The organism is Dietzia sp. WMMA184, from assembly GCF_002441635.1.
Lineage (GTDB): Bacteria > Actinomycetota > Actinomycetes > Mycobacteriales > Mycobacteriaceae > Dietzia > Dietzia kunjamensis.
The window spans coordinates 711,198-737,910 of the sequence record NZ_NXEI01000001.1 but is presented as its reverse complement, the minus strand read 5'-3'; the positions used below and the strand labels follow the sequence as shown (position 1 = coordinate 737,910).

The window sequence follows — 26,713 nt, the reverse complement described above, 5'->3', positions numbered from 1 at the left end:
GGATACGGCCCGGCGCGCTCGAGACGGCACGCTCGACACGGCACGGGTGAGACGGCGAGGAGAGGAGATGCGGTGGCGCTGAACACTGGGGCGATGGACCCCGCGTTGTTCTCCCGCGCCGAGCTCCTGGGCGCCGACGACCCGGCGGCCGGCGAGGGGTTCTCCGCGATCCCCGAACCGGAAACACTGTCCTCGCACGGGCCCGCCGTGGTGTTGTCGATGTGCAACCAGAAGGGCGGCGTCGGCAAGACCACCAGCACGATCAACCTCGCGGCGGCACTGGCGGAGTACGGCCGCAGGGTGCTCGTTGTGGATCTCGATCCCCAGGGGGCGCTGTCCGCGGGCCTGGGCATCCCGCACCACCAGCTCGATCTCACCGTCTATAACCTGCTCGTGGACAACTCCGTGTCGACGGAGGAGGTCCTGGTCCGGACCCGTGTCGAGGGCGTGGACCTCATCCCCGCCAACATCGACCTGTCGGCCGCGGAGATCCAGCTCGTCAACGAGGTCGGTCGCGAGCAGGCGCTGGGCCGCGCCCTGTACCCGGTCCTGGACCGCTACGACTTCGTCCTCGTCGACTGCCAGCCGTCGCTGGGCCTGCTCACCGTCAACGCGCTGGCGTGCTCGGACGGCGTGCTCATCCCCATGGAGTGCGAGTACTTCTCGCTGCGCGGGTTGGCGCTGCTGACGGACACGATCGACAAGGTGCGCGACCGCATCAACCCCCGACTGCACCTCACAGGCATCCTCATCACGATGTTCGACCGTCGGACGGTCCACGCCCGCGACGTGCTCAGCCGGGTCGTGGAGGTGTTCGGAGACAAGGTGTTCGACACCCTCGTCACCCGCACCGTCCGGTTCCCGGAGACCACCGTCGCCGGCGAGCCGATCACCACGTGGGCTCCGAAGTCCGCGGGTGCGCAGGCCTACCGCGCCCTGGCGCGCGAGGTCATCCAGCGCGGCAGGTGACCGGGCGGTGACCGGCGTCGGGCCCCCGTCGGGTCAGGACCCGGTCGGGTCGGCGACGGAGGTCGGGGACCCGCGGGCGTTCACCGTCCACCTGACCAACTTCACCGGTCCGTTCGACCTGCTGTTGGGGCTCATCGACTCCAAGCGCCTCGACGTCACGGAGGTGGCCCTCCACGCCGTCACCGACGAGTTCATCGCGCACACCCGCCGCCTGGGCACGGAGGCCGGGCTCGAGGAGGTCACCGAGTTCCTGGTCGTCGCGGCGACACTGCTCGACCTCAAGACGGCCCGACTCGTCCCGTCCGGCGAGGTCCAGGATCCCGAGGACCTGGCCCTGCTCCAGGCCCGGGACATGCTCTTCGCCCGCCTGCTGCAGTTCCGGGCGTTCCGTCAGGTCGCGGAGCTGTTCGGTGAGCTCGACCGCACCGCGCGACACGCGTACCCGAGGACCGCCGGGCCCGACGAGGAGTTCCTGGGACTGCTCCCCGAGGTGGAGCTCGGGGTGGATCCCGACCAGTTCGCCACCATCGCCGCGGTCGCGTTCCGGCCACGGCCGGTCGACGAGGTGGGGGTGGGGCACATCCACGCTCCCGTCGTCTCGGTCCCCGAGCAGGCGGGCCGCGTCCTCGAGCTGTTGAAGTTCCACGGCGAGGGTCGGTGGGTGGACTTCCGCGACCTGATCACGGGGTGCGACGACTCCCTCGTCGTCGTCGCCAGGTTCCTCGCCCTGTTGGAGTTGTACCGGGCGCGCGCGGTCGCGCTCGCCCAGGACGAGGCACTGGGGGACCTGTTGGTGAGGTGGACGGGCGTGGACGCCGACGAGGTGACGAAGGGAAGGGACGAGTGGACGTGAGCGACGTGTCGGGGCCCGGCGCCCCCGAGCCGGTGGCGATCGGGGACGACGACGAGCCCGGTGTGCCGGAGCCAGAGGGGCCGCCGCTCCGTGCCCGGCTCGAGGCCCTGGTGCTGGTGGTGGACCAACCGACACCGGAGAGTGCACTGGCCGCGGCCGCCGGGTCGACGGCGGCCGAGGTCGAGGCCGAGCTGCGGGCGTGGCGCGACGAGCTCACGGCCGCGGGGAGCGGGATGGACCTGCGTCGCAGCGCCGACGGCTGGCGTCTCTACACCCGCCGAGACCTGGCGCCGTACGTGGAACGGCTCCTCACGGACGGCACCCGGTCCACGCTGACCCGGGCCGCGCTGGAGACCCTCGCCGTGATCGCCTACCGGCAGCCGGTCACCCGGTCGCGGGTCGCGGCGGTCCGCGGGGTGAACGTCGACGGCGTGATGAGGACACTTGTGGCGCGCGGGCTGGCGGTGGAATGCGGCACAGATGCGGACACCGGGGGCATCCTGTATAGGACCACAGAGCTATTTCTGGAAAGATTGGGACTCACGTCGCTCGACGAGCTGCCGGACATCGCCCCGTTGCTGCCGGATGTCGACCTGGTCGACGAGATGAGCGACGACCCCGCGGACGATCCGCGGATCCCACTGGGGCGGCGCCGAACCGCGGCGCCCGACCCCACTCCCCGAGACGACGACGAAGAGATGTGACGTTTTCATGACTGAATCCGCTGGCCGAGACGGCGCACCGGTCCGCCTCCAGAAGATCCTGGCCCAGGCCGGGGTCGCCTCCCGCCGGGCCTCCGAAGAGCTCATCGCCCGGGGACGGGTGGAGGTCGACGGCAAGAAGGTGCGCGAGATGGGCGTCAAGGTCGACCCCGCCACGGCGGTCATCCGCGTGGACGGCACCCGCATCGTCCTGGACGACACCCTGGTCTACCTCGCACTGAACAAGCCCCGCGGCTACCACACCACCATGTCCGACGAGAAGGGCCGGCCCTGTGTCGGCGACCTCGTCGCGGACCGCGTGGACGCCGGGCAGCGGCTGTTCCACGTCGGGCGTCTCGACGCCGAGACCGAGGGGCTGCTCCTGGTGACCAACGACGGGGAGCTGGCGCACCGCCTCATGCACCCGTCCTACGAGGTCTCCAAGACCTACATGGCGACCGTCACCGGCGTCGTGGGTAAGGGCGTCAACAAGCAGCTGCGCGCCGGGGTGACCCTGGAGGACGGACCCGCCAAGGTCGACCAGTTCTCGATCCTCGACGTCCACGACGGGCGCTCGCTGGTCAAGGTCGTGCTCCACGAGGGTCGCAAGCACATCGTCCGGCGGCTGCTCGCCGAGGTCGGGCACCCGGTCGAGGCGCTCGTCCGGACCCGGTTCGGGGCCATCGCGCTCGGTGACCAGCGCGCGGGCACCTTCCGCAAGCTGGGCCGCAAAGAGGTCTCCGACCTGTACGAGGCGGTAGGCCTGTGAGCGCCCCGAGCGCCCCGGCCGCGCGTCGACGTATCGCGATCGACGGCCCCGCCGGCACCGGGAAGTCCACCCTGGCCCGCACCCTGGCACGGCGTATCGGCGGCGCGTACCTCGACACCGGCGCGATGTACCGGGTGGCGACCCTGCAGGTCCTGCGCGCCGGGATCGACCCGGAGGACGCGGCCGCCGTGATCGCCGCCACGGCCGACCTGCCTCTGGAGATCGGCACCGACGCCGGAGCCGAGCGCGTCCTGCTCGCCGGTGAGGACGTCAGCGAGGAGATCCGCACCGCCCGCGTCACGGCTGCGGTCTCGGCGGTGTCCGCCGTGCCCGAGGTCCGCCAGAACCTGGTCCTCCTGCAGCGACGGCTGGCCGCCAGCGGGGGCACCGTCGTCCTCGAGGGGCGTGACATCGGCACAGTCGTGCTGCCGGACGCCGAGGTGAAGGTCTACCTCACCGCCAGCCCGGAGGTGCGGGCCCGGCGCCGCACCGACCAGGACCTGGCCGCCGGCCGCAGGGCCGACTACGACGAGGTGCTGGCCGCCGTCATCGAACGCGACCGCAAGGACTCCACGCGCGCCGCGAGCCCCCTGAGGCCTGCCGACGACGCGGTCGTCATCGACACCTCCGACCTGACCCTCGACGAGGTGCTCGACCGCCTGGTCGCGCTCGCCGAGGGAATCCACGCGTCGCACGGCGCCACCGCAGAAGGGACCGCACTGTGACCACCAACGAGGACAGCACCGACTTCGACCTGCCCACCGGGCCCGGCGAGGAGACCATCGAGGACGGCTGGAACGACGACACCGACTGGGAGGCGGTCGCCGCGGAGTTCGCCGACGAGATCGGGGCCGTGACCGAGGGCGTGGAGATCCTGCCCACCGTCGCGATCGTCGGCCGACCCAACGTCGGCAAGTCCACCCTGGTGAACCGCATCATCGGCCGCCGGGAGGCCGTCGTCGAGGACGTCCCGGGCGTCACGCGCGACCGGGTCTCCTACGAGGCGCTGTGGAACGGCCGCACCTTCATGGTGCAGGACACCGGTGGCTGGGAGCAGGACGCCAAGGGCATGCACCGCTCCATCGCGCAGCAGGCCGAGATCGCCATGGGCACGGCCGACCTCATCGTGCTGGTGTGCGACGGCACGGTGGGCATCACCGCCGCCGACGCCACGGTGGCCAAGAGCCTGCGTCGGTCCGACACCCCGGTCATCCTCGCCGTCAACAAGGTCGACAGTGAGAAGGCCGAACTGGAGGCGGCCGAGTTCTGGTCCCTCGGCCTGGACGAGCCCCACGCCATCTCCGCCGCCCACGGTCGCGGCACGGCGGATCTCCTCGACGAGATCCTCCGGCAGCTGCCGTCCAAGGCGAGGATGCGCGAGGCCACCGACGTGCCGCGGCGCGTCGCGCTCGTCGGCAAGCCCAACGTCGGTAAGTCGAGCCTGCTCAACAAGCTGACCGGCGAGGAGCGCTCCGTGGTCGACAACGTCGCCGGCACCACCGTCGACCCCGTCGACTCGCTCGTGGAGCTCGGGGGACGCACCTGGCGGTTCGTCGACACCGCCGGCCTGCGCCGCAAGGTCAACCAGGCCTACGGTCACGAGTACTACGCCTCTCTGCGTACCCGTGGCGCGATCGAGGCGGCCGAGGTCGTCGTCCTGCTCCTCGACGCCTCGGAGCCCATCACCGAGCAGGACCTGCGGGTGATCTCGATGGTCGCCGACGCCGGCCGGGCGCTGGTGATCGCCTTCAACAAATGGGACCTGGTCGACGAGGACCGGCGGTACGACCTCGACAAGGAGATCGACCGCGAACTGTCCCGGGTGCTGAGCTGGGCCCACCGGGTCAACATTTCGGCCAGGACCGGCCGCGCCTTGGCCAAGCTCGTGCCCGCGATGGAGACGGCGCTGGACTCCTGGGACAAGCGGATCCCCACCGGGCCCCTCAACACGTGGATGAGCGAGGTCGTCGCCGCGACCCCGCCGCCCATGCGTGGTGGTCGTCTGCCGCGGATCAGGTTCTGCACCCAGGCCACCACCCGGCCCCCGACGTTCGTGTTCTTCTCCACGGGGTTCCTCGAGGCCGGGTACCGGCGCTTCCTCGAGCGTCGCCTCCGTGAGACCTTCGGCTTCGATGGTTCCCCGGTCCGGGTGAACGTGCGGGTCAAGGAGCGTCGACAGCGCAAGTGACCTGCCGATTGGAGTCCGACGGAACCGGTGCGCTAGGGTAATCGAGTCGCCGCGCGAGCCGCGGTGGCGGACGGGCTGTGGCGCAGCTTGGTAGCGCACTTGACTGGGGGTCAAGGGGTCGCAGGTTCGAATCCTGTCAGCCCGACAGAGGTCAGGGGAGGTTTTCCAAACGGGAGACCGCCCCTGATTCGTCGAATACCCCAACGGATACCCCAACCGGAACGCGCGACCCGCAATTTGCCGGACGCGCCGGGCGTTAATAGCTAGCCGAATGCAATAGAGCTCAGGGTCTGCCCGGCCACGCTGCGGGTAGAGGTAAAGGCACCCGAGGACGGGCAGATGCGAGTTTCACCCTGCTACGGGGGCTTTGCTCGGCAGCGTCGGGTCAAACCCGGGCGGCGGGGTGACCCTCGGTTAGGATCGGTCCGTGGCAAGTGACGAGCGTTCCGAGTTGAAGCGTGTTCGTCTGACTGGCGCGCGCTTTGAGGGTGGCCGACTTCCAGTCGACTCGCTTGTCGAGCTGCAGAAGTACCAGGACATAGTCCGAATCGCTGCCGAGGCTGAGTGGAAGCAAGAGCATCCGGACGAGGACATCCCGGAGGACCTCCGCAGCTCTGTGAGCCTAACCATCGAGCGCATTGATGAGGGCAGCGCGGACGTCCTTCTCGCGTTCGAGCAACACCAGGCCTATGACCACTATCAGGTTGAAGCCCAAGAAGATGCCGATGCTTTCCTTGTCGCGGCGTACTCGGGCACGGAGATTCCCGAGCTCCCCGGGCTGTCAGAGGAAGAGGCATATCAGTTCCGAGTTATCGTCGCCGAGTTCGGGAGCACACTGCAACCAGGCCAGACGATCGAGTACTACCCGGACGCCCCGAGCGCGAGCCCGATCACGATTTCAGTCGAAACTCGCGATCAAGCAGTCGGGGTGCTTCTGACGCCGGAGGACTTCCTACGTTCTCCCGAACCCGAGCCGGACAAGGCGTCTTTGCAGAAAGTGAACGAGAGCCTCGTCGGGAAGGTTACGGCGCTTGATGCCGACGAGATGACCTACCGGTTCACACTGCACGACGGCAGAAGACTGACTGGCCGCTACAAGAGCCACCCCAGCCTTCTAGGAGACCTCCGCAAGGTCGTGAACGACGCGGAAGAGGGCCCGCTGACACGGGTCACAGGCGAACTGCAGGTGAAGAACGGCGAGCTGTTCCGATTCTGGAAGACCGTTAGTGTCGAGCAGGTGCAGTTTGACGACACCGACTGGGGCCAGCGTCTTGGCGAGTTCGCCACACTTCGCTCCAACTGGGACGGGTCCGGTGCGGAGCAGATTTCCCCCGTCGCGCTTGACGCGGCGCAGACTGTCCTTCGAGCGGTCACTGAGGTCGGGCGTGAACGACCGGGCGTGTTCCCTACACCGGAGGGCGGTGTCCTTCTCGAATGGGGGAGCGCACAGTCGGTGGTGAGCGTCGAACTGCTGTCAGACGGTAGCTACGAGACGTTTGCACTGGCTGCGGGTGAGAAGCGGGGCGAGCATTCCGAGGGGGACAACCTCACAGTTGCGATCGAGTTCCTCAAGGCGGTCGAAGCATGACCGAAATGCGTGTCGAGCTACAAGACGGTGAGCAGCTCGTCGGCGATGCTGACGAGCTCACCTATCGACAGATCACACCGCACTTGCTTAAAGACGGCGACCAAGTTGCGAGTTCTGCATTCGGACCGAGTAGCGCAGACGCGGGGAAACCTTCGTACTCGCGTTCGTCAATCGTGACTGCTCAAGAAGCACGTGACTGGCACTCATCCAAAGCCCGAAGTCCCTCCGAAGCCGTCTATGCGGTGTCGGTACAGGAGGTGGTTACGGCCGGAAGCGTCGTGATCGACGACTCCTGCTGCCCCCTCGCAGAGGGCGAAAGCGACCGCGCGCCTGGCCACTGCTTCGTCGACTTCCGAGGACTCCCCAAGTCTGAAGAGCGAGAGCTGCGGGCAAAGCTGTACATGCACGCGATGGGGCGTGGAGAAATTCCTACAGAGCCACTCCGCGCGGACGGCTCCCTCTTCTAGTCGTCGAATCGTGAAAGAGGGCAGTGTCAGTCTTTCCTTCGTGCATCAATGGCCAGCACACGCTCGCCTCATCGCTAGAAGCCCAGAGCGTCCGAAAGACCCTCGACAGCCGACCGTGACACCGGCTCGGACGTGTGTCCGTACACGTCTCCCGTGATCGAGACGGACGAGTGCCCCAGTAGGTCAGCCACCGCCCGGATGTGGACGCCAGCCTCTAGCCAAGCGACCGCCGCCGAGTGACGCAGGGTGTGGACGCCCACACCCTCGAATCCGCACCGCGCCGCCGCCGTCTCGACCTCGCGCAACAGGTTCCGAGGATCGACTATCGTGCCGACCTCGGTCGGAAACACGAGACTGTTGTCGGTGTACTGGTTGCCCGCTGCGAGACGTTCACGAAGTAGAGCGGGACGACGCCCTCTCAGCATCGCCACCGTGGCTGGGGAAAGCGGAACGGTCCGCTTGGACTTCGCCGTCTTCACATCCGACAGGGAGAGCTTTCCGTCAACCGACGCGACCGTATGACGAACGCGGATAGTCGCGCCGTCTAGGTCTACGTCAGTAGTGCCCCATAGAGTGGTGTAACTCGGTGGCCGAGATCGTCTCCGACATCCGTGTCGTTGACGGATGTAGAGCGGCCACCGCGTGATCTTTCGAGTCAACCGTCTAAAGAATCCTCGAGGAGTCATCGCGATTACCGCACCCCATATTGTCGACCCTGCAGGCCTGCTTGGCCAAGCCCTATCTGACGCGTCGCCGGATCTGATGCGCGAGCTGCTGGGAGACCATGATCAACGCACTGCTCTCCGCCGATGCCGACGCTGTGTGCGGCGCCGAGTGGAACGCCCGCTCGGCTGAGCGCACCAACCACCGCAATGGCTACCGCCACCGGCCCCTGGATACGCGGGTCGGCACCGTCGACGTCGCCGTCCCGAAGTTGCGCTCGGGCAGCTACTTCCCCGAGTGGCTGCTCGAGCGCCGCAAGCGGGCCGAGTCCGCGCTGATCACCGTCGTAGCCGACTGCTATCTGGCCGGGGTGTCTACCCGCCGGATGGACAAGCTGGTCAAGACCCTGGGTATCGACTCGCTGTCCAAGTCGCAGGTCTCACGCATGGCCCAGGACCTGGACGAGCAGGTCGCGGCGTTCCGGCACCGCCGCCTGGACGAGGCCGGGCCGTTCACCTTCGTCACCGCCGACGCGTTGACGATCAAGGTCCGCGAGAACAAGCAGGTCGTCAAGGCTTCCGTGCTGCTGGCCACCGGCGTCAACGGCGACGGCCACCGCGAGGTACTGGGCATACAGGTCGCCACCAGTGAGACCACGGCCTCGTGGAACACCTTCTTCGCCGACCTGGTTGCCCGCGGCCTGGGCGGGGTGCGGCTGGTGACCTCCGATGCCCACGCCGGGCTGGTCGGGGCGATTGCGGCGAACCTGCCGGGAGCCGCGTGGCAACGCTGCCGCACCCACTACTCGGCGAACCTCATGGCGGTGTGCCCCAAGTCCATGTGGCCGGCCGTGAAGGCGATGCTGCACAGCGTGTACGACCAGCCCAACGACACCGCGGTGCACGAGCAGTTCGACCGGCTCCTCGAGTACACCGAAGGCAGACTGCCCGACGTGGCTGAGCACCTCGGCGACGCCCGCGAGGACCTGCTCGCCTTCACCGTGTTCCCCGACGACGTGTGGCGACAGATCTGGTCCAACAACCCCACCGAGCGGCTCAACCGAGAGATCCGCCGCCGCACCGACGTCGTGGGCATCTTCCGCGGGCCGCGATGCCATCGTCCGCCTCATCGGCGCCGTCCTTGCCGAGCAGACCGACGAATGGGCCGAAGGACGCCGATACCTCGGACTCGAAGTCCTGGGCCGCTGCCGACTCACCCTGACCGCCGACACCGACACCAGCTCGCAGACGGAGGTGACCACTGATGCACTGATGCAACTACCCGCCTGATCACCAACGAAGGATCACAATTCAGTTACACCACTTCTAGGGGCTTGACCTCTACGTCGCCCCACGACAGCCCCAGGGCCTCGCCCCGCCGTAAGCCTGTCGCCGCGATAAGGCGCAGGGCGTCCACGTAGCGCATGCCGTTCGCCGCGTCGAGAAGACTGCCGACTTGAGTCACGTCCAAGTGCACCGCTTCGGACGCCGCGACCCGAGGGCGCTTCACCGCCGACGCCGGATTGCGCGCCAACAGTCGATCCCGCACCGCCACGTCCAACGCCTGCGACAGCACTGCGAACACGTTGCGGATCGACGACTCGGCGAGTCCCTTATCCCTAAGCACCACCAACAGGGCCTCTACGTCGGTCGGTGCCAGCCTGTCGAGCCGCACCGCACCGAATGGGGCGGGGTCTAGATGCGACTTCGACAGGGACGAATAGAGGGCCTTAGTGGTCGGCTTGCGGTCTGATGCTGCGAGCGTCGTCGCCCGCCACCGTGCGAGTCATTCCGCAACGGTAATCGTGGCGTCTTTCGGCGGTGCCCCCGCGTCGAGCCGATCCCGAGCTTCCCGCATCTTGTCTCGCACGTCAGCTTTGGTCCGCCCGTAGAACGACACGCGCCGCCGCACCCCGGTCGCGGGGTCGACGTAGGACAGGCGAGCTTCCCACCCGCCGGATTCGCGCCGCCGGATATTGCCCTCGCCGTTGCTTCGCTTGCTCACTTTTCTCACTTCGCTTTCTTGCCGGGGGTCGTCGGGGGGAGGTGCCCGCCACGTCGACATAGTTGGACGTATCGGGCGGCGGTTCGCTCTGACACTTGGAAGGCCGTCGCGATGCGCTCAATGGGGGAGTCGTCGAAGAACGCGCGGTATAGGTCTGCCACCTCCGCGAGAAGTTCCGGGGTGACCTTTCGGCGAGTCTGTGACCGCGCCGCCCTGATAGCCCGCAGGTCGGCGGCGCGGTCTGACTGCTTTGGCGACACGCGGACCATAGCCCCGTCTTCGCCTGCCCGGTACGCAGAGAGCGCCGTAGCGGCCTCTAGAACGTCCTCTAGTCGAACGGCGGCAAGGTCACGCGCCCGCACCTCCGGGCACTCGGGGGACTCTCGCAGTTCGACCTCAGTGCATCGGGGTATCCCTTCGATAACGGTGATGACGACCGTGAGCGTCGGGCCGGTAGAGCTGACTCTCCCGTCGACCCTCAGCACCTCGGGGAGAAACACATCCCCAACGGGAACCAGCCTCGCTCCCGGTTCCCACTCGATGAACAGGCCTTGCGTCACCCAAACCGCACTCATGTCGCCCCTGTCAGCATCCGCTTACTCGGTGACAGGGAAACCCTGTCACTAACCATGTCATTCTCAATATACACCGGCAGACGCCGGGGGACCGCACTGAAAGGTAGGGACATGCAAGAGACCCCGACCCGGCACCTCGCCACCATCGACGAAGCCCGAACCGCGCTCGGAGGTATCGGCCGCTCAACGCTCTACAAGCTGGTTCAGAACGGCGAACTGACCAAGGTCAGCATCGGGCGCAGAGGGTTCATCACCATCGACAGCATCGACGCCTACGTCGACCGACTGCGGGGGACTGCTCCCCGTGACTGACCCGGACACCGACGACAACGCCGCAGTGAGCACGCCCTTGGACATCCACGACCGGGCCCGCGACGGACTACCCGAGCCCCGCACACGCCTCCCGGACAGCCAGCGAAAGGGAACGCCGCATGACGTGGACCAAGCTCAGCGACGACTTCCCTGACGACTGTTGGACCCTTTCCGATGCCGCGTTCCGGATGCACGTGGAAGGACTGACGTGGTCGAACCGGAAGCTGTTGGACTGCCGTATCCCTCGCGACGACCTACGCCGGTTCGCCAAGCACCCCGATGCCGTGAACGAGCTACTAGACGGCGGCTGGTGGATAGCCGAGGGCGACACACTTCGCATCCGCCACCACGCCGACTACCAACGCTTGCGGGAGCAGGTCATCGCGCAACAGGAAGCGAACAAGACGAACGGGCGCAAGGGCGGACGGCCCCGCAAGGCACGACCTGACAGCAAGCCCGAGCGCAGCGCCCCCGAAACCGAGTCGGTTTCCGAGTCGCAAAGCGGAAGCGAAACCCAAAGGGACAGGACAGGACGGGTACAGGACGGGGCATTGATGGGAGCAGAAGAACGATGCAGCGGAAGGGCAACCGAACGCCCCGCGACAGTCGACCAACTAGACCCCGACCAGTACGCGAACCGCTGGGGCCCATCAGACGTCCCGTGGGACGAACCGGGCGGTGTGTCGTGACAACCGGGCCCGGACCCCGCTCCGTAAAAGACGAAGCCGCCGACCGGCGTGCCGAGGTCGACCGGCTTGCCGCCGAGGGCCTGGGGCGCAACGCGATAGCGGCCCGGCTCGGGGTGCGCCGAGACACCGTCTCAGACGACGCCGCAGCACTCGGCATCGTGTGGGGTTCGTCGCCGTCCCCCGCGTCGGGTGCCGGTCGCCGCTTGCATGCCTCAGAGCATCGCCGCGCCGTCGTTGCCAAAGCCTTAGACCTTGCCGACCGCACGCTAGACGCCGCCGATCCAGCCAAGCCGACCGACGTACGTGCCGCTGTCATCGCTGCCGCCGTGGCCGTAGACAAGTCGATCCTCGTCAGCCCGGACCACGATGCGGCCCGAGCCCGCGTGCTGTCTGTCTTCGATGCCCTCGCGGTCGCCGTTGCCGCCGAGGTCGCCCCCACAGACGACGACCCCGGAACCGCCGAGGTCGCGACCGAAAGGAACACCCATGAGTAACAGCTCGAAGCGAACGCCCTCCGGGTCCGGCTTCTCCACCATCAGCCCCCGCACCACCCAGGCCGTACCGCCCGCAGGTACGGAGAACGCCGGGGCCCTTAACCTCAATTCACCGATGAAGTAGCCGGGGCGGTCGCTGGCATGGTCGTGGGTCGTGACCGTATGGAGGGCGTGTGAGGTCCGCCGGTCTGCCCGGCTTTCCACTTTGGTTCCTGGTCGTAGGTGCTGGAGTTGGGAGTCAGATCGGCACGTTGGGCCGGCGCGGGGAGAAGACGGTGTCGTAGAGCGCCTGCCAGGCTGTTTGCCATGGCCAGCTTTCGGGTAGATGGAGTCGGAGCCGCCGGGCTGAGGAGGCGATCCGGGCCGGGATGTTGATGAGTTTGCGGCGGATCGTCGCGGTCGTCGCGCGTGCCAGGCTCGAGCTTGTGGTCAGGGTGGCGGCGGCGCGGGTGAGGTTGAACGCCATGACGGCGCAGGTCAGCCAGGCGGCGTTGGCGTTGAACACGCCCGAGGGCAGGTGCGCCAGCGCGGAGGCTTTCAGGTCAGCGTGGACGTTCTCGATGATCGCGTGTGCGCGGTGGGTCTTGTCGGCCGCCACTGTGTCGTACTGCTCTACGGATGTAGTGGTGAAGAACGCATGGAACCGCCAGGTATCGAACAGGCTCGCCTGCCCACTTGCAGCCTTGGGATTCAGGTCGGGGATACGGCGCACCACGAGCCGACCCGGCACCTGGTCGTTCTTGGGCTTCGAGGTGAATGCGGTGAAGTCGACCTCGGCGACTTCGGCGCGGGAGATCCAACGGTTGGTGTGTTCGTCGAAGATCGCGTCGGTGTAGTTGATCGTGGTCCACGCGTCGTCGTCGATGGTGGCGATGGCACGTTTGACCGCCGGGTCCATGCGTACGGTGACCGAGACCTCGGCTCCGGCGGCCAGGCAGGCGGTGACCATGCTGTGGGAGTAGAACGCCGAATCGCCTCGGACCAGCACGTCACGGCCGTGAAGGTGGGTGCGGCGGATCAGTGCCAGCGTGTCGGTGGCCAGCCGGGCAGCCCCTCGCGGGGACCCGGCAGAGCCCTTGCGCAGCCGTTGAGCGGCGATCACCGGAGCAGCCTGCTCGGTGGAGACCGTGGCCAGCAGCGCGTTCAGGCCACGTACCCCGGAGTAGCCGAACGAGGCGCCCTGCTTGGCGTGTCCGTAGACCTCCACGATCGTGTCGTCGATATCGACCATCACCGTCCCGGTGTCCGACTCATGACCGAGCAGTCCGGTGTGTTCGGCCAGTGCGCGCACGAACCGCGAGGCGATCGCATCGGTTTGGCGGACGTGGCCGAAGGTGAACTGCCGCAGGAACGATCCCAGCGTCGAAGGGGCGTACGGGCGGTCGAAGAGTGTGCCCATCGCCCCGTGGCGCAGCAGGGCCATGTCGTCGATGCTATCCGCGCCTGCGGCCATCCCGGCCACGAGCGAGGCCAGTTTCACTCCACCGTTGGAGCCCTTGTCGGTGGGCACGCTCAGATGCTCGTCACCGAGCCGGTGCAGGCCCGCCCGGTCGGCGAGTTTCATCAGCGGCACGAGGCCGGCGCCCGACACGAGGTTGGGCTCATCGAACGTCGCGAAGCTTACGGGCAGAGTGTGAGATAGTTGCATCTGCGGGATGCCCTTCTTGAATTGGCGATACGGACCTTAAGCAAGTCGTATCTTGCCAGTTCAGAAGGGCATTCTCGCGTTCCCACACCGCGCTAGAAGTTCATCTCATCGGTGGATCCAGGCTTAAGGGAAGTGCGTGGACCCAGGCCGGACGCATGGGGTCACTGGCCGACTTCGGCGCACGCCGCAAGGGGGGCACCAAGTGACCCGCCCCGCACGCGAGGACTTCGTCACCGAGGGCGCGTTCTGGGATGCCGTCCGTGAGCACGACGCCGCCGAGGTCGAATGGGAGCGCCGCGACCGTGAGACCACCGCCCGCGTGTCCGGCTGGAATCACGTGGACATCCCCGCGCCCGAGGTGCCCGAGCACGTCACCGAGGCGCACCGGGCCCGAGCTGAGTCCGCCGAGGCGGTCGACCGCGCTCGCCGCCAGCGCGTGTACGAACGCGCTGGGGGCGTCGGCGACGTGGACGCGGGCCCCGCCCCGGACACCATCGACGCACTGCGAGCAGCACGGCAGGCGCGATATGGCGACGCCTGAGCGGGTCGCGGCAATATTCGCCGCCGCCGGGCTCGACCTGCCCGCCGATCCCGAGGCGTTCGCCCGCTTCGTCATCGCGCATTACGACGCCGAGCTGGCCGAGGCGCGTGCGGGTTTGATTACCCTCTCGCCCCGGCATCAGGCGACGATTGAGGCGGTCGTCGGCTAGACCTCCCCGGCGTCCGGTGCGGAACAGTAAGACGTCCCCCGACCCGCTAGGTGCGTAGCGCCGGGGGGCGTCTTGCTTTCTCCGGGGCGGAGGCGATTGGGGTGCACTCTGGGGCCGGTCGCCGCAGCTAGGCCGTCTACCGGGCACTCAGGGGGTTAAACCGGTGCCGCACCCCAACGCGCACCCCAACCGGACAGTTTCCCGCCGTGTCCGTGGCTGTCCGCTGATGTGCGGAAATGAAGCGGGCCCTGAACTGCGACGGACGGACGCCCATGGACGCATGCGAACATGCCTGCGAATCCTGGGGGTCAAGGGGTCGCAGGTTCAAATCCTGTCAGCCCGACACAGATCAGGGCCGGTTTCCCGAGAGGGGGACCGGCTCTGAGTCCATTTCCGCGGTTCACTCCGGTTCAAGCGGCGGGTCACGCCCGCAGAATCCGGGGTGCGTTAGCCTGGCCTGGTCACGAAACGGCGACCCGGGTCGACCGTCAGTCTTCGATCCAGGAGTGAGCGCGCGGTGGGAGAGCTACTCGTCATAGCGGGGCTGGTAGTCGCGGTGATCGCGGTCGTCGGGATCATCGTCAAGGCACGGGGTGGCACGAAGCCCGAGGCGGCCGGACCCCGCCTCGACCCGCTCGCCGCCGACCGGCCGGTCCACGGCTTCGGCCCGCGAGAGCTCGGCCCCGGTGCGATCGTCTCCTACGGCGGCATCGACTATGTGGTCCGCGGCTCGGTCACCCTTCGCCAGGGCCCGTATATCTGGTGGGAGCATCTCCTGGAGGGCGGCGACGGAGCGCAGTGGTTGGGCGTCGAGGAGGACGAGGGAACCCTCGAGCTCACCTGGTGGAACACCCGCAAGGGACTCGGCGTCAGCCCCGGATCCGAGGTGATCGTCGACGATCGGGTCCATCGGCTCGAGGAGTCGGGTGAGGCGGAGTACTCGTGCGAGGGAACCACCGGTCTGCCCGAGCGCGGCCGGATGCGGTACCAGGACATGCGTACCGGGGACGGCAGCTCGCTGCTGTCCTTCGAGGACTGGGACGGGGCCGGCTGGGAGGTCTCCTCCGGACGCCCGATGTCCCGGGGTGAGCTGACCGTCTACCCGGCGCCCCCCGTCGCCGGCGACCCGGACTACAGACGGTGACCGTCCACGACCTCGCCACGGAACCGAGTGATGTGGCGGCCGCGGCACTGGGTTACCGGGTCGGCGTGACGCCCGAGCGGAACGCCCTCGTCTCCACCGTTCTCGAGCACCCCGCACTCGACAGCGCTCTACGCCTGTCCATCCTCGGGGCGTCACACGCGGTGACGCTGATGATCGACGGACGCGACGCGATGACCGAGGAGGTGTCCTGCCGCGCAACGGCAGACGGCGGGGCGCCTCTGCCGGCCGAGGAGTCCTTTCCCGGTCCGTGGGGTGTCCACCATCTGCGCGGGACCACCGAGACCCTCGCCGCCGCCGACTTCGGGGCGGTCGTGGAGCGACTGACGTCGCTCGCGGCTGCCGATCCGACCGTGCTCGCGGGACGGTTCCCGGGCTCTGACGGGGCGCTCACGGTGGTGGCTCCGACGCCGGACGACACGGGCTGGTCGTGGGACACCTGGCATCTCTACCCGGCTGGAGACGACTCCGGGGAGAGCGGTGGCGACGTCGTCGCCACCACGTCCCGGTTGCACGTCGCCGGGGTGCACGTCGCCGGGCTGGCCGGCGCCGGGGTGGACGTTGCAGAGGGGGTGGCCTCGTGAAGCCCTACCGCGGGTGGATCATCGCGCTCGTCGCCGGACTGTGCGCGGTCCTGCTGGGCCTCGTCCTGGTGGGGTCCGGCACGAATGCCGTGCGTTATGTCCGTGAGAACTACTCCCCGGTGGCCGGCGCGTCCCAGACCTACGAGTGCCGGGGCGACCGGGACTCCACGGCGAGGGACATCAGCAACCACGAGCGGCCGGACGCCGACCAGCTGAACGAGGACACCCGGTACCTGAGGTACGGGGACGACATGATCGTCGTCGGCCGCTCCGGCGATCTCGCCTGTCGTGTCCAGCTCGACGAGAACTCGCGCACGCTCCGTTCCGGAGGCTTCATCTTCCTCGGCGGGGCCTTCGGGCCGGGCAGCCCGGCGCGGTCCGCCGGGGGCAGCTCCGGCGGGGTCGGCGTGAAGTGACCCACGAGACGCCCACAGATCACCCGAACCCCGAGGAGACACGGTGACCATCGCCGCCGGAACCGCCGACCACGTACCCGAACTCCTGGACGGGATCGGGGTGTCGCTGGCGTACTTCGGCGTCGGCGCCCTGGTCCTGGCGCTGGGTTTCGTCATGCTCGACCTGCTGACGCCGGGCAGCCTGCGCCACCACGTGTTCGTCGACCACCGTCCCAACGCCGCGGCGCTGTTCGTGTCCTCGGCGTTCTCCCTCGCGATCATCGTCGTCACCGTGATGACCAACGCCTCGGACTCCCTGGTGTTGGGCCTGATCGACGTCGCCGTCTACGGCCTGCTCGGCGTGATCTTCCAGGCCGTCACCCTGGTGATCCTGGAACTGCTGGTCCCCGGCAGGTTCCGCGACCTCGTCGGCGCGCCACGGTTCAGCACCGCCGCACTCGCCGTCGCGGCCACACTCCTCGCCGTCTCCGCCGTGAACGCGGCCGCCATTGCCTGACGAGGTCGGCACGGCGGTTCCCGTGCCGACGGAGGCGGACCCTGCCGGAGAACCCCCGCCGCGCGCCGGCCGCTGGTGGCGTCCTGTCGTGCTGGCCTCCGTCGCCGCGTGCGCCGCCTGCGGGCTCATCTACGAGCTCGCCCTCCTCACGCTCGCGACGACAGTCCAGGGCGGAGGGATCGTCGCCACGAGTCTCGTGGTGGCCGGGTACGTCGCGGCCCTCGGCCTCGGCGCATTGCTGGCCAAGCCGTTCGTCGACCGCCCGGCGTCGAGCTTCGTCGCCGTCGAGTCGACGCTGGGGCTCGTCGGTGGGGCGTCGGCCACGGCGCTCTATGTGACCTTCACGACCCTGGGGTCGGACTCGGCGTCGTTGGTGACGCTGGTGGTGGCCACCGCCGCGATCGGCGTGCTGGTGGGCGCAGAGGTGCCACTGCTCATGTCCCTGCTGCAGACCGGCCGCCGGACCGGGTCGGCCGAGGCCGGCCGGGTACTGGCCGATCTCAACGCCGCCGACTACCTGGGGGCGCTCGTCGGGGGACTGCTGTGGCCGTTCCTGCTCCTGCCGTCGTTCGGGATGCAGCAGGCCGCCGCCATCACGGGGGTGGTCAACGTGGCCGCCGCGGCCGTGCTGCTCGCGCTCGCGTTGCGGGGTCTGCTGACCCGGACGCAGACTGCCGTAGCGGCGTTGTCGCTCGCGCTGGTCGCGGCTCTGCTGGGCACGCTGCTCGTCGCGCTCGACGACGTCACCGAGTGGTCGCGGTCCAAGCTGTACCCGGACCCGGTGCTCTCCCACACCCAGTCCGCCTACCAGGAGATCGTCGTCACCAGAGCGAGGTACAACGGCCGCACGGACCGCCGTCTGTACCTCGACGGCACGCTCCAGTACTCGAGTCTGGACGAGTACCGGTACACCGAGGCGCTGGTCCAGCCCGCGATGGCCGAGCGGCCCGGCGACGTGTTGGTACTCGGCGGCGGCGACGGTCTGGCGGCCCGAGACCTCCTGGCCGTGCCGGGCGTTCGGCGAGTGGTCCAGGTGGAGCTCGACCCGGCCGTGCTGGAGATCGCCCGCACCGAGCTGCGCGCGGACAACCGGGGTTCCCTCGACGACCCGCGCGTCGAGGTGGTGGTCGACGACGCCTTCGCGTGGCTGCGCCGGGGCGGCGACGGCGCCGTGCCGCCGGGCGGCTTCGGGGCGGTGCTCGTGGATCTGCCGGACCCGCGCAACGCCGCGCTGTCCCGCCTGTATTCCGAGGAGTTCTACGGCCTCGTGCGCGGGGTCACCGGCGATGACGGCCTCATGGTCGTCCAATCGGGGAGCCCGTTCTCCACACCGCGGCAGTTCTGGCGGACGGTGTCGACAGTCGATTCCGCGGGATGGGGCACGACCCCGTACCACGTTCACGTCCCGACGTTCGGGGACTGGGGTTTCGTCCTGGCCTCGGCCGACGGTGACGCCCCGGATCTCCGACTGCGGCCCGACGTCACCGGCCTGCGATACCTCGACCAGGGGACCCTCGAGGCAGCCGGCCGGTTCGGTCGCGACGTGGCCCCGATGCGACTCGAGCCCTCCACACTCGACCGGCCCCGGATCCTCGATGACGCCCGACGTGGCTATGAACGCTGACCGGTGCGGAGCCGGCCTGCCCCCCGCGGGGGAACACGGGGCCGGGGCCTACCGTTGTAACCGATAGGTATCCCGTGAGAAGAGCCGCGCGCCGGACGCGCGGGCGAGGAGGGGCATGGCCGACGAGCGCACGCCACAGACGGCACGGGACCGGATCGTGTCCGATATCGACCGCATGTGCCGGGGGGAGGGGCAGGCCCCTGTGGCAGAGTTGTCCGACCGGGCGGCTCTGCTCGTCGCCTGCGGGCTGATCGAACCCTGCATCGGCGACGTCGTCCTGGCCCGGATGCACCGCAATCTGCCGTTCCCGACTGTGAACGGATTCCACCAGCTCCGGATCATCGAGGAGCAGCGCCACGATCTGAGGCGGATCCTCGGCACCCCGGTGCCCTCCATGTTGCGCATGGCGCTGCGGACCCGACTCGCAGATCTCGACCGGAAGTACCTCGTCCTGCGGACCGGGTTCACCCGGGGTTCCGGCGTCTGGGCTTTCCGGGTCAAGGACATCCGCGCCGACCGGCGGCGCGGTGTGCACCTGGACACCGATGACCGTGGCCGGTTGTTCGACGCCCTGGCATCGACGCCGACCATGGCCCCCGTCCCGCTCGTGCCCCGGACCCTCGCGGAGCTCGGGACGGTCGCAGCGGCCAGAGGGCAGCGGGAGATGGGCCGGGTGGTGTTGCCACCACGGGTGCAGTCGGTGGTGCAGTCCCTTCCCTCGCTCCCGCACATCCGCGCGGACCGGCGTCGGATTCCCGAGATGTATACGGCAACCCTCATGGAGGTCGGTGGTCTGTACGACCGTCTGTACCGCGCGTACTCGCGGGGCGGACGGTCGGTGGAGGAGATCCGGCTGCAGTTCGACGCCGAATCCGAGGTGGTCGGCCTCGCCGGGGATCTGTGCCGACTGCGCGAGGCCGCGGCCACGGCCGGGGTGCCGCCGGCGAGCGACGGTTTCACCACTCTGACCGGTATGGGCGTCTCCATCGACGAGGTGTGGGCGGAGGTCGTCGACAGGGCGGTCGCGTTCCGGGAGCTCGTCGAGTCGGTGGAGTCGCGGGCCGAGGCCGCGGTGGCGGAGGCGGACCGTCTCGCCGGCATCGCCCGTGACAACGGTGTGGCGTCGCCCTCGACCCCCTACCGTCCCTCCCCGGCGGATGTGGCGGCCGAGCATCTGGCGGCGCGCGCGGGTGACCGGATGCTCTCGACGGAGGCCATGCGGCGGTTGCGGGGCCAGATCGACCCGGAGCGCTAGACGCCGTGACCGGCGGGGCACGTCCCCGCCCGCGTCCCGCCTGCGTACGGTGGACGCATCTGTTCGTGACCGGGAAGGACTCCACGCGTGGGATTGGCCAACCGCTTCTGGAAGCTCATGGGCTCCACCCAGGGACGCGACACCTCGCGCGCGCAGAGCGCGGTCGAGGCCTCGCACGAGTACGACGGGTGGGCGGCGGGACTGGACGACGGCGAGTTCGCGGACACGGCGCACGACCTGCAGCTCTTCGGGGATCCTCCCGAGGACCTCGCCCGCTTCCTCGCACTGGCCAGGGAGGCCGCCGACCGGACGGTGGGGCTGAGGCCGTTCGACGTCCAACTCCAGGGCGCGTTGCGCATGTTCTCCGGCGATGTCGTGGAGATGGCGACGGGCGAGGGCAAGACCCTCTCCGGGGCGGTGGCGGCGGCGGGGTACGCCCTCCAGGGACACACCGTCCACGTCGTCTCCGTCAACGACTACCTCGCCGCCCGGGACGCCCGCTGGATGGGCCCGATGTTCGAGCTGCTGGGACTGTCGGTCGGCCACGTCACCGAATCCTCGACACGCGATGAACGGCGTGACGCCTACGGCTGCGATGTCACCTACGGCTCGGTCTCGGAGATCGGTTTCGACGTCCTCCGCGAGCAATTGGTGACCAACCCGTCGGACCTCATCTCCCCGACGACGGACGTGGCCCTCGTGGACGAGGCCGACTCGGTGTTGGTGGACGAGGCTCTCGTGCCGTTGGTGCTGGCGGGGTCCACGTCCGGGGAGGCGCCGACAGGGGAGGTCCTGGCCGCGGTGCGCAAGCTGCGCCCGGGGCGGCACTACGAGACCGATTCCGAGCGGCGCAACATCTTCCTCACCGAGGACGGTGCCGAGGCCATCGAGACCGAACTCGGCATCGCCGACCTGTACGACGCCGACCACGTCGGTACCACCCTCGTGCAGGTCAACGTGGCCCTCCACGCGTGCTTCCTCCTGCGCAGGGACGTGGACTACATCGTCCGCGACGGACGGGTGCAACTGGTCAACGCCTCGCGCGGGCGCGTGGCCGAGCTCCAGCGGTGGCCGGACGGACTCCAGGCCGCCGTGGAGGCCAAGGAGGGCGTCCCGGTGTCCGAAGCGGGCCAGATTCTGGACAGTCTCACGGTCCAGGCCTTCATCGGGCGGTACGACAAGGTGTGCGGCATGACCGGTACCGCGCTCGCCGCCGGTGCCCAGCTGCGCGAGTTCTACTCCCTGGGCGTGTCCCAGATCGACTCCAATGCGCCGAACATCCGTTTCGACGAGGCCGATCGGACCTACATCGACACCGACAGCAAGACTCGCGCCGTGGTCGAGCACATCGTGAGCGTCCACGCCACCGGCCAGCCGGTCCTGGTGGGCACACACGACGTGGCCGAGTCCGAGGAACTGGCCGCGCGGCTCGCCGAGAAGGGTGTCGACTGCGCGGTCCTCAACGCCAAGAACGACGAGGAGGAGGCGGCGATCATCGCCGAGGCGGGCGACGTGGGGAACGTCACCGTCTCCACCCAGATGGCCGGCCGCGGGACGGACATCCGGCTCGGTGGTTCCGACGAGTCGCGGCGCGACGAGGTCGTGGAGCTCGGCGGACTGCACGTGGTGGGTACCGGTCGACACCGGACGGAGCGACTCGACAACCAGCTCAGAGGACGGGCGGGGCGTCAGGGCGACCCGGGTAGCTCGGTGTTCTTCGCGTCCATGGACGACCCGGTGGTGACCTCGGCGCTCGAACCCGAGAAGATCCCGACCGCCCACGACCGGATCACCGGGTTGCTCAAGGGCAATCGCGGTCGTGACGCCGTCGATCACGCGCAGCGGGTGACCGAGGGACAGATGCTGGAGATCCACGCCAACACCTGGCGCTACAGCCGTCTCCTCGCCGAGCAGCGCGACATCCTCGCCGAGCGACGTGCCGCGCTGCTCCGCACGGACAAGGCGTTCGAGGAACTCACGGCACATGATCCCGAACGGAGTGCCCGACTGGTGGAGGCGCACGGCCGCGACGCCGTGGTGCAGGGATGCCGCGAGATCATGCTGTGGCATCTCGACCGTGGTTGGGCGCGACATCTCGAGACGATGAACGACGTCCGCGAGTCGATCCACCTCCGCGCGCTGGGACGCGAGAACCCCCTCGACGAGTTCCACCGGATCGCGATCGACCACTTCCGCGATCTCGCCTCCGACGCGGTCCGCAAGTCCGAGACCACGTTCGCCGAGATCGAGTTCACCGCCTCCGGGGTGGACCTCGAGGCCAATTCCATGGCACGGCCCACCTCGACCTGGACCTACATGGTCCACGACAACCCGATGGCGGCCGGTGGGAACGTCTTCTCCGGGATGATGTCGACGTTCCGATGAATGCGGCGCGCGACGGCAGGCGGGAAACCGACCTCCGGGAGTGGCGGACCGGAGAGGGCAAGGTCCTGGGCGCCAGGATCCCGCCTCCCCGCGACGGGCACCTGTCCGCGGCGGTCCCGCCGGGCCTGGGCCCCGAATCGCCGGCCCGCGTACCTGAGGTCAGCGATCGGTTCTGGACGCTGCCCAACGCGATCTCGCTCGCGCGGATCGCGCTGATCCCGGTTCTCATCCTGAGCATCCTGGCGTGGGACGACCCACCCCTGGCCTTGTGGTTGCTCGGGGTGTTGGTCATCTCGGACTGGCTCGACGGCAAGATCGCGCGTCTGTGGAATATGCGCTCGACCTGGGGCGAGCGACTGGACCCGATCGCGGACCGGATCCTGGTCGCCGCCGTGCCGGTGGCCTTCGCGGTCGCGGGATACATCCCCGTGTGGATCGTGGTGGTCCTGATCGCCAGGGACCTCCTGCTGACGGCCACGCTCCCGGTCTATCGCCGGCGCGGGCTGGACCCCGAGGTCACCTATCTGGGCAAGGCGGCGACCTTCGCCCTGTTCTGGTCGCTCCCGCTGTTGCTGGCCGGCCACGCCGGTGTGCCGGGTGGACAGGCCTTCCAGCTCGTGGGGGAGGCGTGCCTGTACTGGGGTGTCGGCCTGTACGCCTGGAGTGGGGGCATCTACGTGTGGCAGGCGTGGCGGATCGCGCGGGCGGTTCCCCCGCGCGGGGTCCGATCGGCTGATGTGGGGGCGCCCGACGGTGTGTAATGTCGCCAGATGGAATTCGAAGTGAGCCACTCGAGAAGGGCGCGTCAGTGAGCGATCAGAACATCCCCGACCAGCTCCGGTACACCGATGAGCACGAGTGGGTGGAGCGGGTGTCGGACACCCGCGTGCGCATCGGTATCACCGAGTACGCGCAGTCCAAGTTGGGCGACATCGTGTTCGTCCAACTCCCGGACGTCGGTGGGGAGACCGAGTCGGGTGAGCCCTTCGGTGAGGTCGAGTCGCCGAAGAGCGTGTCCGACCTCTACGCGCCACTGAGCGGCAAGGTCGTCGAGGTCAACACCGCCCTCGAGACGTCTCCCGAACTGGTCAACTCGGATCCGTACGGTGAGGGGTGGATCGTCGTCCTCGAGATCGCCGATGTGGACGACCTGGAGTCCCAGCTCGAGCAGACCCTCGATTCGGACGGGTACGCCAAGATCACCGAGGGCTGAGCGGGTAGTCGCCGCCCCCGGGCCCCGCGACCGGGGACTCCGACATAGAATCAACAGCACCGCACGGTGAGCCCCCGCTGGGCTCGGACGAGGAGATACGAACGTGACCGAGAACAAGAACATGCCCGAGGCGACCGCCGAGACCACCTCGGTGTTCCGTGCCGAGCTCCTCAACGAATCCGACCAGCAGGCGGCCCAGTCCGACTCCGCCGTCACCGGTGTCGAGGGGCTCCCCGAGGGGCAGGCGCTGCTCGTGGTCAAGCGTGGCCCCAACGCGGGGTCGAGGTTCCTGCTCGACCAGGCCACCACGTCCGCGGGACGGCACCCGGACAGCGACATCTTCCTCGACGACGTTACGGTGAGCCGGCGGCACGCCGAGTTCCGGAGCGAGAGCGAGACCTTCACCGTCGTCGACGTGGGGTCGCTGAACGGTACCTACGTCAATCGTGAGCCCGTGGACTCGGCGTCGCTGTCCAACGGCGACGAGGTCCAGATCGGCAAGTTCCGTCTCGTCTTCCTGACGGGTACGCCCGGGCAGTGACCGCCGCCGGGCAGGGCGCCCCGAGGGAGGAGTACCTCTCCATCGGGGGCGTCATCGCACTTCTGAGTCCGGAGTTCCCGGACCTGACGGTGTCGAAGGTCCGGTTCCTCGAGAACGAGGGGCTGGTCACCCCTGAACGCACCGCGAGCGGGTACCGGCGCTTCAGCGTCGAGGACCGCGAGCGGCTGCGGTACGTCCTGACCGCCCAGCGCGATCGGTATCTGCCCCTCAAGGTGATCCGGCAGGAGCTCGACGCGCTGGACGCCGGCATCGCCGACGGGTCGACCACCGCGCTGCGGCCGCGGCCCGGCGAGGACGGCGTCCCCGGGTCGACCCCGGACGACTTCCGAAGCGACACCCTGAAGAGGCTCACCCGCGAGAACGTGGTCGAGCAGTCCGGGGTGGACGCCGCTCTGGTCGACGCGCTGATCGACGCGGGCCTGATCGCCGCGGGCCCCGGCGGGTTCTTCGACCCGGAGGCGGTGCTCGTGGCGCGGACCGCGCACGACCTGGCCGCGCACGGGGTGGATGTGCGTCACCTCAGGGGGTTCCGCACGGCGGCGGATCGGCAGACCGGGTTGATCACCCAGATCGCCGGCCCGGTGGCTCGCCAGGGCGATGCCGATGCCCGTGACCGGGCCGCGGAGTTGGCGCGGGAGATCGCGGCACTGTCGGTGTCGCTCCATTCGACCCTGGTGACCGTCGCCGTGAGGCACGCCCTCGAGTCCTGACGGGAACAGCGCCCGCTCGCGGTGAACCGGATCGGGGCTACGCTTGAGACGTGGGAGAGGCGGAGAACATGGGAAAGAACATGCGCGAGGTCGACATCGTCGGCGTCCGTTTCGAGGAGCCGGAGTACGCACCCGTATTGATCCTGCACGAGAAGGACGGTGGCCGGTACGTACCGATCTGGATCGGGGCGGCCGAAGCCGCGGCGATCAGCCTCCAACAGCAGGGGGTGCGGCCGAGCAGGCCGCTGACCCACGACCTCGTGGCCGCGCTACTGGACACCTTCTCGCATCCGCTGGAGCAGGTGGAGATCATCGGAGTGTCCGAGGGGACGTTCTTCGCGGAGTTGGTCTTCGGCGACACGAGGGTGTCCGCGCGCCCGTCCGACGCGGTGGCGGTCGCACTGCGGACCTCCTCGCCGGTACTCGTGAGCCGGGAGGTGCTCGACGAGGTGGGGATCTCCCTCGTGGAGCAGGGCGAGGAAGAGGTCGAAGCCTTCCGGGAGTTCCTCGATCAGGTGAACCCTGACGATTTTCTCGGCGGACCGGAGGCGCCCAGAGAACCGGGCGGGTCATCGTCCTGACGCCTGCGACCTGCGAGTTTGGCATTCACAGTGGCCACACCGATACCAGTTCGCAGGTCAGGACAGACTCTAAACTTCAACTTGAGGTTGAGGTTTACCGCGTGTCCTATTGATCAGGGCCCCCGGCGGGCATAGCGTTGCCCTCAGTGAACTACACCGATGGTGTTCACGCGTCCAGGATCCGGGCCTCGTCGCCCGGTACCGTGTCGTCACGATCGTGGCGACACCCGCAGCTTGAGGGAGCAATCGTGGCCGACCACACCCGGGTCTCGGAGCCGTCCGTCGCCGATACGAACACGGAGAGTCTCTTCGGGGACCGAGGAGAGGGCACCCAGGCTTCCTTCGACGAGGTGCAGCCCGGGTTGTTCCCCGATGACGGGATCCCGGACGGCACGAGCGGGTACCGGGTCCCGATCGCATGCCAGATCGCCGGGATCACCTACCGGCAGCTCGATTACTGGGCACGCACCGACCTCGTGGTGCCCTCGATCCGCAATGCGGCCGGCTCGGGTAGCCAGCGCCTGTACTCGTTCAAGGACATCCTCGTCCTGAAGATCGTCAAGCAGCTGCTCGACACCGGTATCTCGCTCCAGAACATCCGGAAGGCCGTGGATCAGATCCGGTCACGGGGCGTGGAGGACCTGGCTACCATCACCCTGTTCTCGGATGGCCGCACCGTGTTCGAGTGCACCTCCAAGGAGGAGGTGTTCGACCTGCTCCAGGGCGGGCAGGGCGTGTTCGGCATCGGTATCGGGGGCGCGATGCGTGAGCTCGCCGGGTCGATCGCCGAGTTCCCCGCGGAGACGGTCTCCGAGGACGACATCCTCGCACCGGTGGAGGACGAGCTGGCGGCCCGACGGCGCGCTCGCGCCTCACGCCGCACGGGCTGATCGGCGCCGGTGGTCTAGACTCGGCCATGCGTTCACGCGACTCACGGGAGAGCTCCGCGGCCTTGTCGGTCGCGGGCGCCGAAGGAGCAACTCCTCTCCGAGAATCTCTCAGGCACCCGGACCGTGTAGTCGCCTAACGCCTCTGGAGAGCGGTGGAACAGACCACCCGCCCACGGGGAAAGCCGGGGCCGCACACGCGGCTCGG

Annotated in this window: 31 protein-coding genes, 1 tRNA gene, 1 pseudogene and 1 riboswitch; of the genes and pseudogenes, 27 read left to right on the top strand and 6 right to left on the bottom strand. The window is 68.6% G+C overall.

The window, feature by feature from the left end:
- Positions 1-93 precede the first annotated feature (93 nt).
- The 9 genes from CK206_RS03450 to CK206_RS20075 all read left to right on the top strand — a co-directional run bounded on the left by CK206_RS03450 (position 94) and on the right by CK206_RS20075 (position 7,535).
- Complete coding sequence (locus CK206_RS03450) at positions 94-969, top strand: ParA family protein (protein WP_067715749.1); 876 nt, start codon at positions 94-96, stop codon at positions 967-969.
- 7 nt (positions 970-976) lie between these two features.
- Positions 977-1,822: a ScpA family protein gene (locus tag CK206_RS03445; protein ID WP_067715751.1), complete on the top strand. Its 846-nt coding sequence runs from the start codon at positions 977-979 to the stop codon at positions 1,820-1,822.
- Positions 1,813-2,526 (top strand): SMC-Scp complex subunit ScpB, encoded by a 714-nt coding sequence (gene scpB / locus CK206_RS03440; RefSeq protein ID WP_067715754.1) that lies wholly within the window; start codon positions 1,813-1,815, stop codon positions 2,524-2,526. Before CK206_RS03445 ends, scpB begins: the two co-directional genes overlap by 10 nt.
- On the top strand, positions 2,450-3,292 hold the full coding sequence (locus tag CK206_RS03435) for a pseudouridine synthase (RefSeq protein WP_371517504.1): 843 nt from the start codon (positions 2,450-2,452) through the stop codon (positions 3,290-3,292). Before scpB ends, CK206_RS03435 begins: the two co-directional genes overlap by 77 nt.
- Positions 3,289-4,017, top strand: coding sequence for a (d)CMP kinase (gene cmk / locus CK206_RS03430; RefSeq protein WP_067715760.1), 729 nt, complete (start codon positions 3,289-3,291; stop codon positions 4,015-4,017). Before CK206_RS03435 ends, cmk begins: the two co-directional genes overlap by 4 nt.
- Positions 4,014-5,480 carry a ribosome biogenesis GTPase Der gene (gene der, locus CK206_RS03425; protein WP_067715763.1) on the top strand — a complete coding sequence of 489 codons (1,467 nt, stop codon included), beginning with the start codon at positions 4,014-4,016 and terminating at the stop codon, positions 5,478-5,480. Before cmk ends, der begins: the two co-directional genes overlap by 4 nt.
- Positions 5,481-5,551: 71 nt before the next feature.
- Positions 5,552-5,625: transfer RNA gene (locus CK206_RS03420), tRNA-Pro, on the top strand.
- Positions 5,626-5,907: 282 nt separating this feature from the next.
- Positions 5,908-7,068 (top strand): hypothetical protein, encoded by a 1,161-nt coding sequence (locus CK206_RS03415; RefSeq protein ID WP_096905553.1) that lies wholly within the window; start codon positions 5,908-5,910, stop codon positions 7,066-7,068.
- Positions 7,065-7,535: a hypothetical protein gene (locus CK206_RS20075; RefSeq protein ID WP_216824114.1), complete on the top strand. Its 471-nt coding sequence runs from the start codon at positions 7,065-7,067 to the stop codon at positions 7,533-7,535. Before CK206_RS03415 ends, CK206_RS20075 begins: the two co-directional genes overlap by 4 nt.
- 74 nt (positions 7,536-7,609) lie before the next feature.
- Here CK206_RS20075 and CK206_RS03410 read toward each other — a convergent pair whose 3' ends face one another.
- Positions 7,610-8,221, bottom strand: a complete 612-nt coding sequence (locus CK206_RS03410; RefSeq protein WP_096905552.1) for a site-specific integrase — start codon at positions 8,219-8,221, stop codon at positions 7,610-7,612.
- Between the two features lie 4 nt (positions 8,222-8,225).
- Here CK206_RS03410 and CK206_RS03405 point away from each other — a divergent pair.
- Positions 8,226-9,487: pseudogene (locus CK206_RS03405) on the top strand (IS256 family transposase).
- Positions 9,488-9,512: 25 nt separating this feature from the next.
- Here the strand turns inward: CK206_RS03405 and CK206_RS03400 are convergent.
- The 3 genes from CK206_RS03400 to CK206_RS03395 form a co-directional block, all read right to left on the bottom strand.
- Positions 9,513-9,872 (bottom strand): tyrosine-type recombinase/integrase, encoded by a 360-nt coding sequence (locus CK206_RS03400; RefSeq protein WP_096905551.1) that lies wholly within the window; start codon positions 9,870-9,872, stop codon positions 9,513-9,515.
- Positions 9,873-9,983: 111 nt separating this feature from the next.
- Complete coding sequence (locus CK206_RS19450; RefSeq protein ID WP_143337687.1) at positions 9,984-10,202, bottom strand: hypothetical protein; 219 nt, start codon at positions 10,200-10,202, stop codon at positions 9,984-9,986.
- Between the two features lie 5 nt (positions 10,203-10,207).
- Positions 10,208-10,762, bottom strand: coding sequence for a hypothetical protein (locus CK206_RS03395; protein WP_143337686.1), 555 nt, complete (start codon positions 10,760-10,762; stop codon positions 10,208-10,210).
- A 126-nt stretch (positions 10,763-10,888) separates the two neighbouring features.
- On the opposite strand from CK206_RS03395, the gene CK206_RS03390 reads away from it, so the two are divergent.
- A complete protein-coding gene (locus tag CK206_RS03390; RefSeq protein ID WP_096905549.1) occupies positions 10,889-11,089 on the top strand; it encodes an AlpA family transcriptional regulator in 201 nt (66 codons plus the stop codon).
- 119 nt (positions 11,090-11,208) lie between these two features.
- Entirely contained in the window at positions 11,209-11,778 is a 570-nt protein-coding gene (locus tag CK206_RS19445; RefSeq protein WP_143337685.1) for a hypothetical protein, read from the top strand.
- A gap of 266 nt (positions 11,779-12,044) precedes the next feature.
- On the opposite strand, the gene CK206_RS03385 is transcribed toward CK206_RS19445, so the two are convergent.
- Both CK206_RS03385 and CK206_RS03380 read right to left on the bottom strand, forming a co-directional pair.
- Positions 12,045-12,476: a hypothetical protein gene (locus tag CK206_RS03385; protein WP_096905548.1), complete on the bottom strand. Its 432-nt coding sequence runs from the start codon at positions 12,474-12,476 to the stop codon at positions 12,045-12,047.
- A 34-nt stretch (positions 12,477-12,510) separates the two neighbouring features.
- The gene (locus CK206_RS03380; protein WP_069389547.1) at positions 12,511-13,920 is read right to left on the bottom strand and encodes an IS1380 family transposase; all 1,410 of its coding nucleotides are present in this window, start codon (positions 13,918-13,920) and stop codon (positions 12,511-12,513) included.
- 202 nt (positions 13,921-14,122) lie between these two features.
- Here CK206_RS03380 and CK206_RS03375 point away from each other — a divergent pair, with 202 nt between their 5' ends.
- The 15 genes from CK206_RS03375 to CK206_RS03305 all read left to right on the top strand — a co-directional run bounded on the left by CK206_RS03375 (position 14,123) and on the right by CK206_RS03305 (position 26,508).
- Positions 14,123-14,461 carry a hypothetical protein gene (locus CK206_RS03375; RefSeq protein WP_096905547.1) on the top strand — a complete coding sequence of 113 codons (339 nt, stop codon included), beginning with the start codon at positions 14,123-14,125 and terminating at the stop codon, positions 14,459-14,461.
- Positions 14,448-14,630: a hypothetical protein gene (locus CK206_RS03370; RefSeq protein WP_096905546.1), complete on the top strand. Its 183-nt coding sequence runs from the start codon at positions 14,448-14,450 to the stop codon at positions 14,628-14,630. Before CK206_RS03375 ends, CK206_RS03370 begins: the two co-directional genes overlap by 14 nt.
- 517 nt (positions 14,631-15,147) lie before the next feature.
- The gene (locus CK206_RS03365; RefSeq protein WP_067715765.1) at positions 15,148-15,774 is read left to right on the top strand and encodes a DUF4178 domain-containing protein; all 627 of its coding nucleotides are present in this window, start codon (positions 15,148-15,150) and stop codon (positions 15,772-15,774) included.
- Positions 15,771-16,376, top strand: coding sequence for a DUF2617 family protein (locus CK206_RS03360; protein WP_096905545.1), 606 nt, complete (start codon positions 15,771-15,773; stop codon positions 16,374-16,376). The genes CK206_RS03365 and CK206_RS03360 overlap by 4 nt, the downstream gene beginning before the upstream one ends.
- Positions 16,373-16,792 carry a DUF4247 domain-containing protein gene (locus CK206_RS03355; protein WP_067715770.1) on the top strand — a complete coding sequence of 140 codons (420 nt, stop codon included), beginning with the start codon at positions 16,373-16,375 and terminating at the stop codon, positions 16,790-16,792. The genes CK206_RS03360 and CK206_RS03355 overlap by 4 nt, the downstream gene beginning before the upstream one ends.
- A gap of 43 nt (positions 16,793-16,835) precedes the next feature.
- Positions 16,836-17,288: a DUF350 domain-containing protein gene (locus CK206_RS03350; RefSeq protein WP_067715773.1), complete on the top strand. Its 453-nt coding sequence runs from the start codon at positions 16,836-16,838 to the stop codon at positions 17,286-17,288.
- Positions 17,289-17,310: 22 nt separating this feature from the next.
- Positions 17,311-18,912: a polyamine aminopropyltransferase gene (locus tag CK206_RS03345; protein WP_067715776.1), complete on the top strand. Its 1,602-nt coding sequence runs from the start codon at positions 17,311-17,313 to the stop codon at positions 18,910-18,912.
- A gap of 115 nt (positions 18,913-19,027) precedes the next feature.
- Positions 19,028-20,167, top strand: coding sequence for a hypothetical protein (locus tag CK206_RS03340; RefSeq protein WP_096905542.1), 1,140 nt, complete (start codon positions 19,028-19,030; stop codon positions 20,165-20,167).
- A gap of 87 nt (positions 20,168-20,254) precedes the next feature.
- Entirely contained in the window at positions 20,255-22,552 is a 2,298-nt protein-coding gene (gene secA2 / locus CK206_RS03335) for an accessory Sec system translocase SecA2 (protein ID WP_096905541.1), read from the top strand.
- Positions 22,549-23,313, top strand: a complete 765-nt coding sequence (locus CK206_RS03330) for a CDP-alcohol phosphatidyltransferase family protein (protein WP_096905540.1) — start codon at positions 22,549-22,551, stop codon at positions 23,311-23,313. Before secA2 ends, CK206_RS03330 begins: the two co-directional genes overlap by 4 nt.
- 47 nt (positions 23,314-23,360) lie before the next feature.
- Positions 23,361-23,765, top strand: coding sequence for a glycine cleavage system protein GcvH (gcvH, locus tag CK206_RS03325; protein WP_067715784.1), 405 nt, complete (start codon positions 23,361-23,363; stop codon positions 23,763-23,765).
- Between the two features lie 121 nt (positions 23,766-23,886).
- Positions 23,887-24,306, top strand: coding sequence for an FHA domain-containing protein (locus CK206_RS03320; protein WP_172812138.1), 420 nt, complete (start codon positions 23,887-23,889; stop codon positions 24,304-24,306).
- A complete protein-coding gene (locus CK206_RS03315; RefSeq protein ID WP_096905539.1) occupies positions 24,303-25,037 on the top strand; it encodes a MerR family transcriptional regulator in 735 nt (244 codons plus the stop codon). Before CK206_RS03320 ends, CK206_RS03315 begins: the two co-directional genes overlap by 4 nt.
- An 80-nt stretch (positions 25,038-25,117) precedes the next feature.
- Positions 25,118-25,618, top strand: a complete 501-nt coding sequence (locus tag CK206_RS03310) for a bifunctional nuclease family protein (RefSeq protein ID WP_096907250.1) — start codon at positions 25,118-25,120, stop codon at positions 25,616-25,618.
- 248 nt (positions 25,619-25,866) lie between these two features.
- Positions 25,867-26,508, top strand: a complete 642-nt coding sequence (locus CK206_RS03305) for a MerR family transcriptional regulator (RefSeq protein ID WP_069390214.1) — start codon at positions 25,867-25,869, stop codon at positions 26,506-26,508.
- Positions 26,509-26,542: 34 nt separating this feature from the next.
- A riboswitch (glycine riboswitch) is annotated at positions 26,543-26,642 on the top strand.
- The last annotated feature ends 71 nt before the right edge of the window (positions 26,643-26,713 follow it).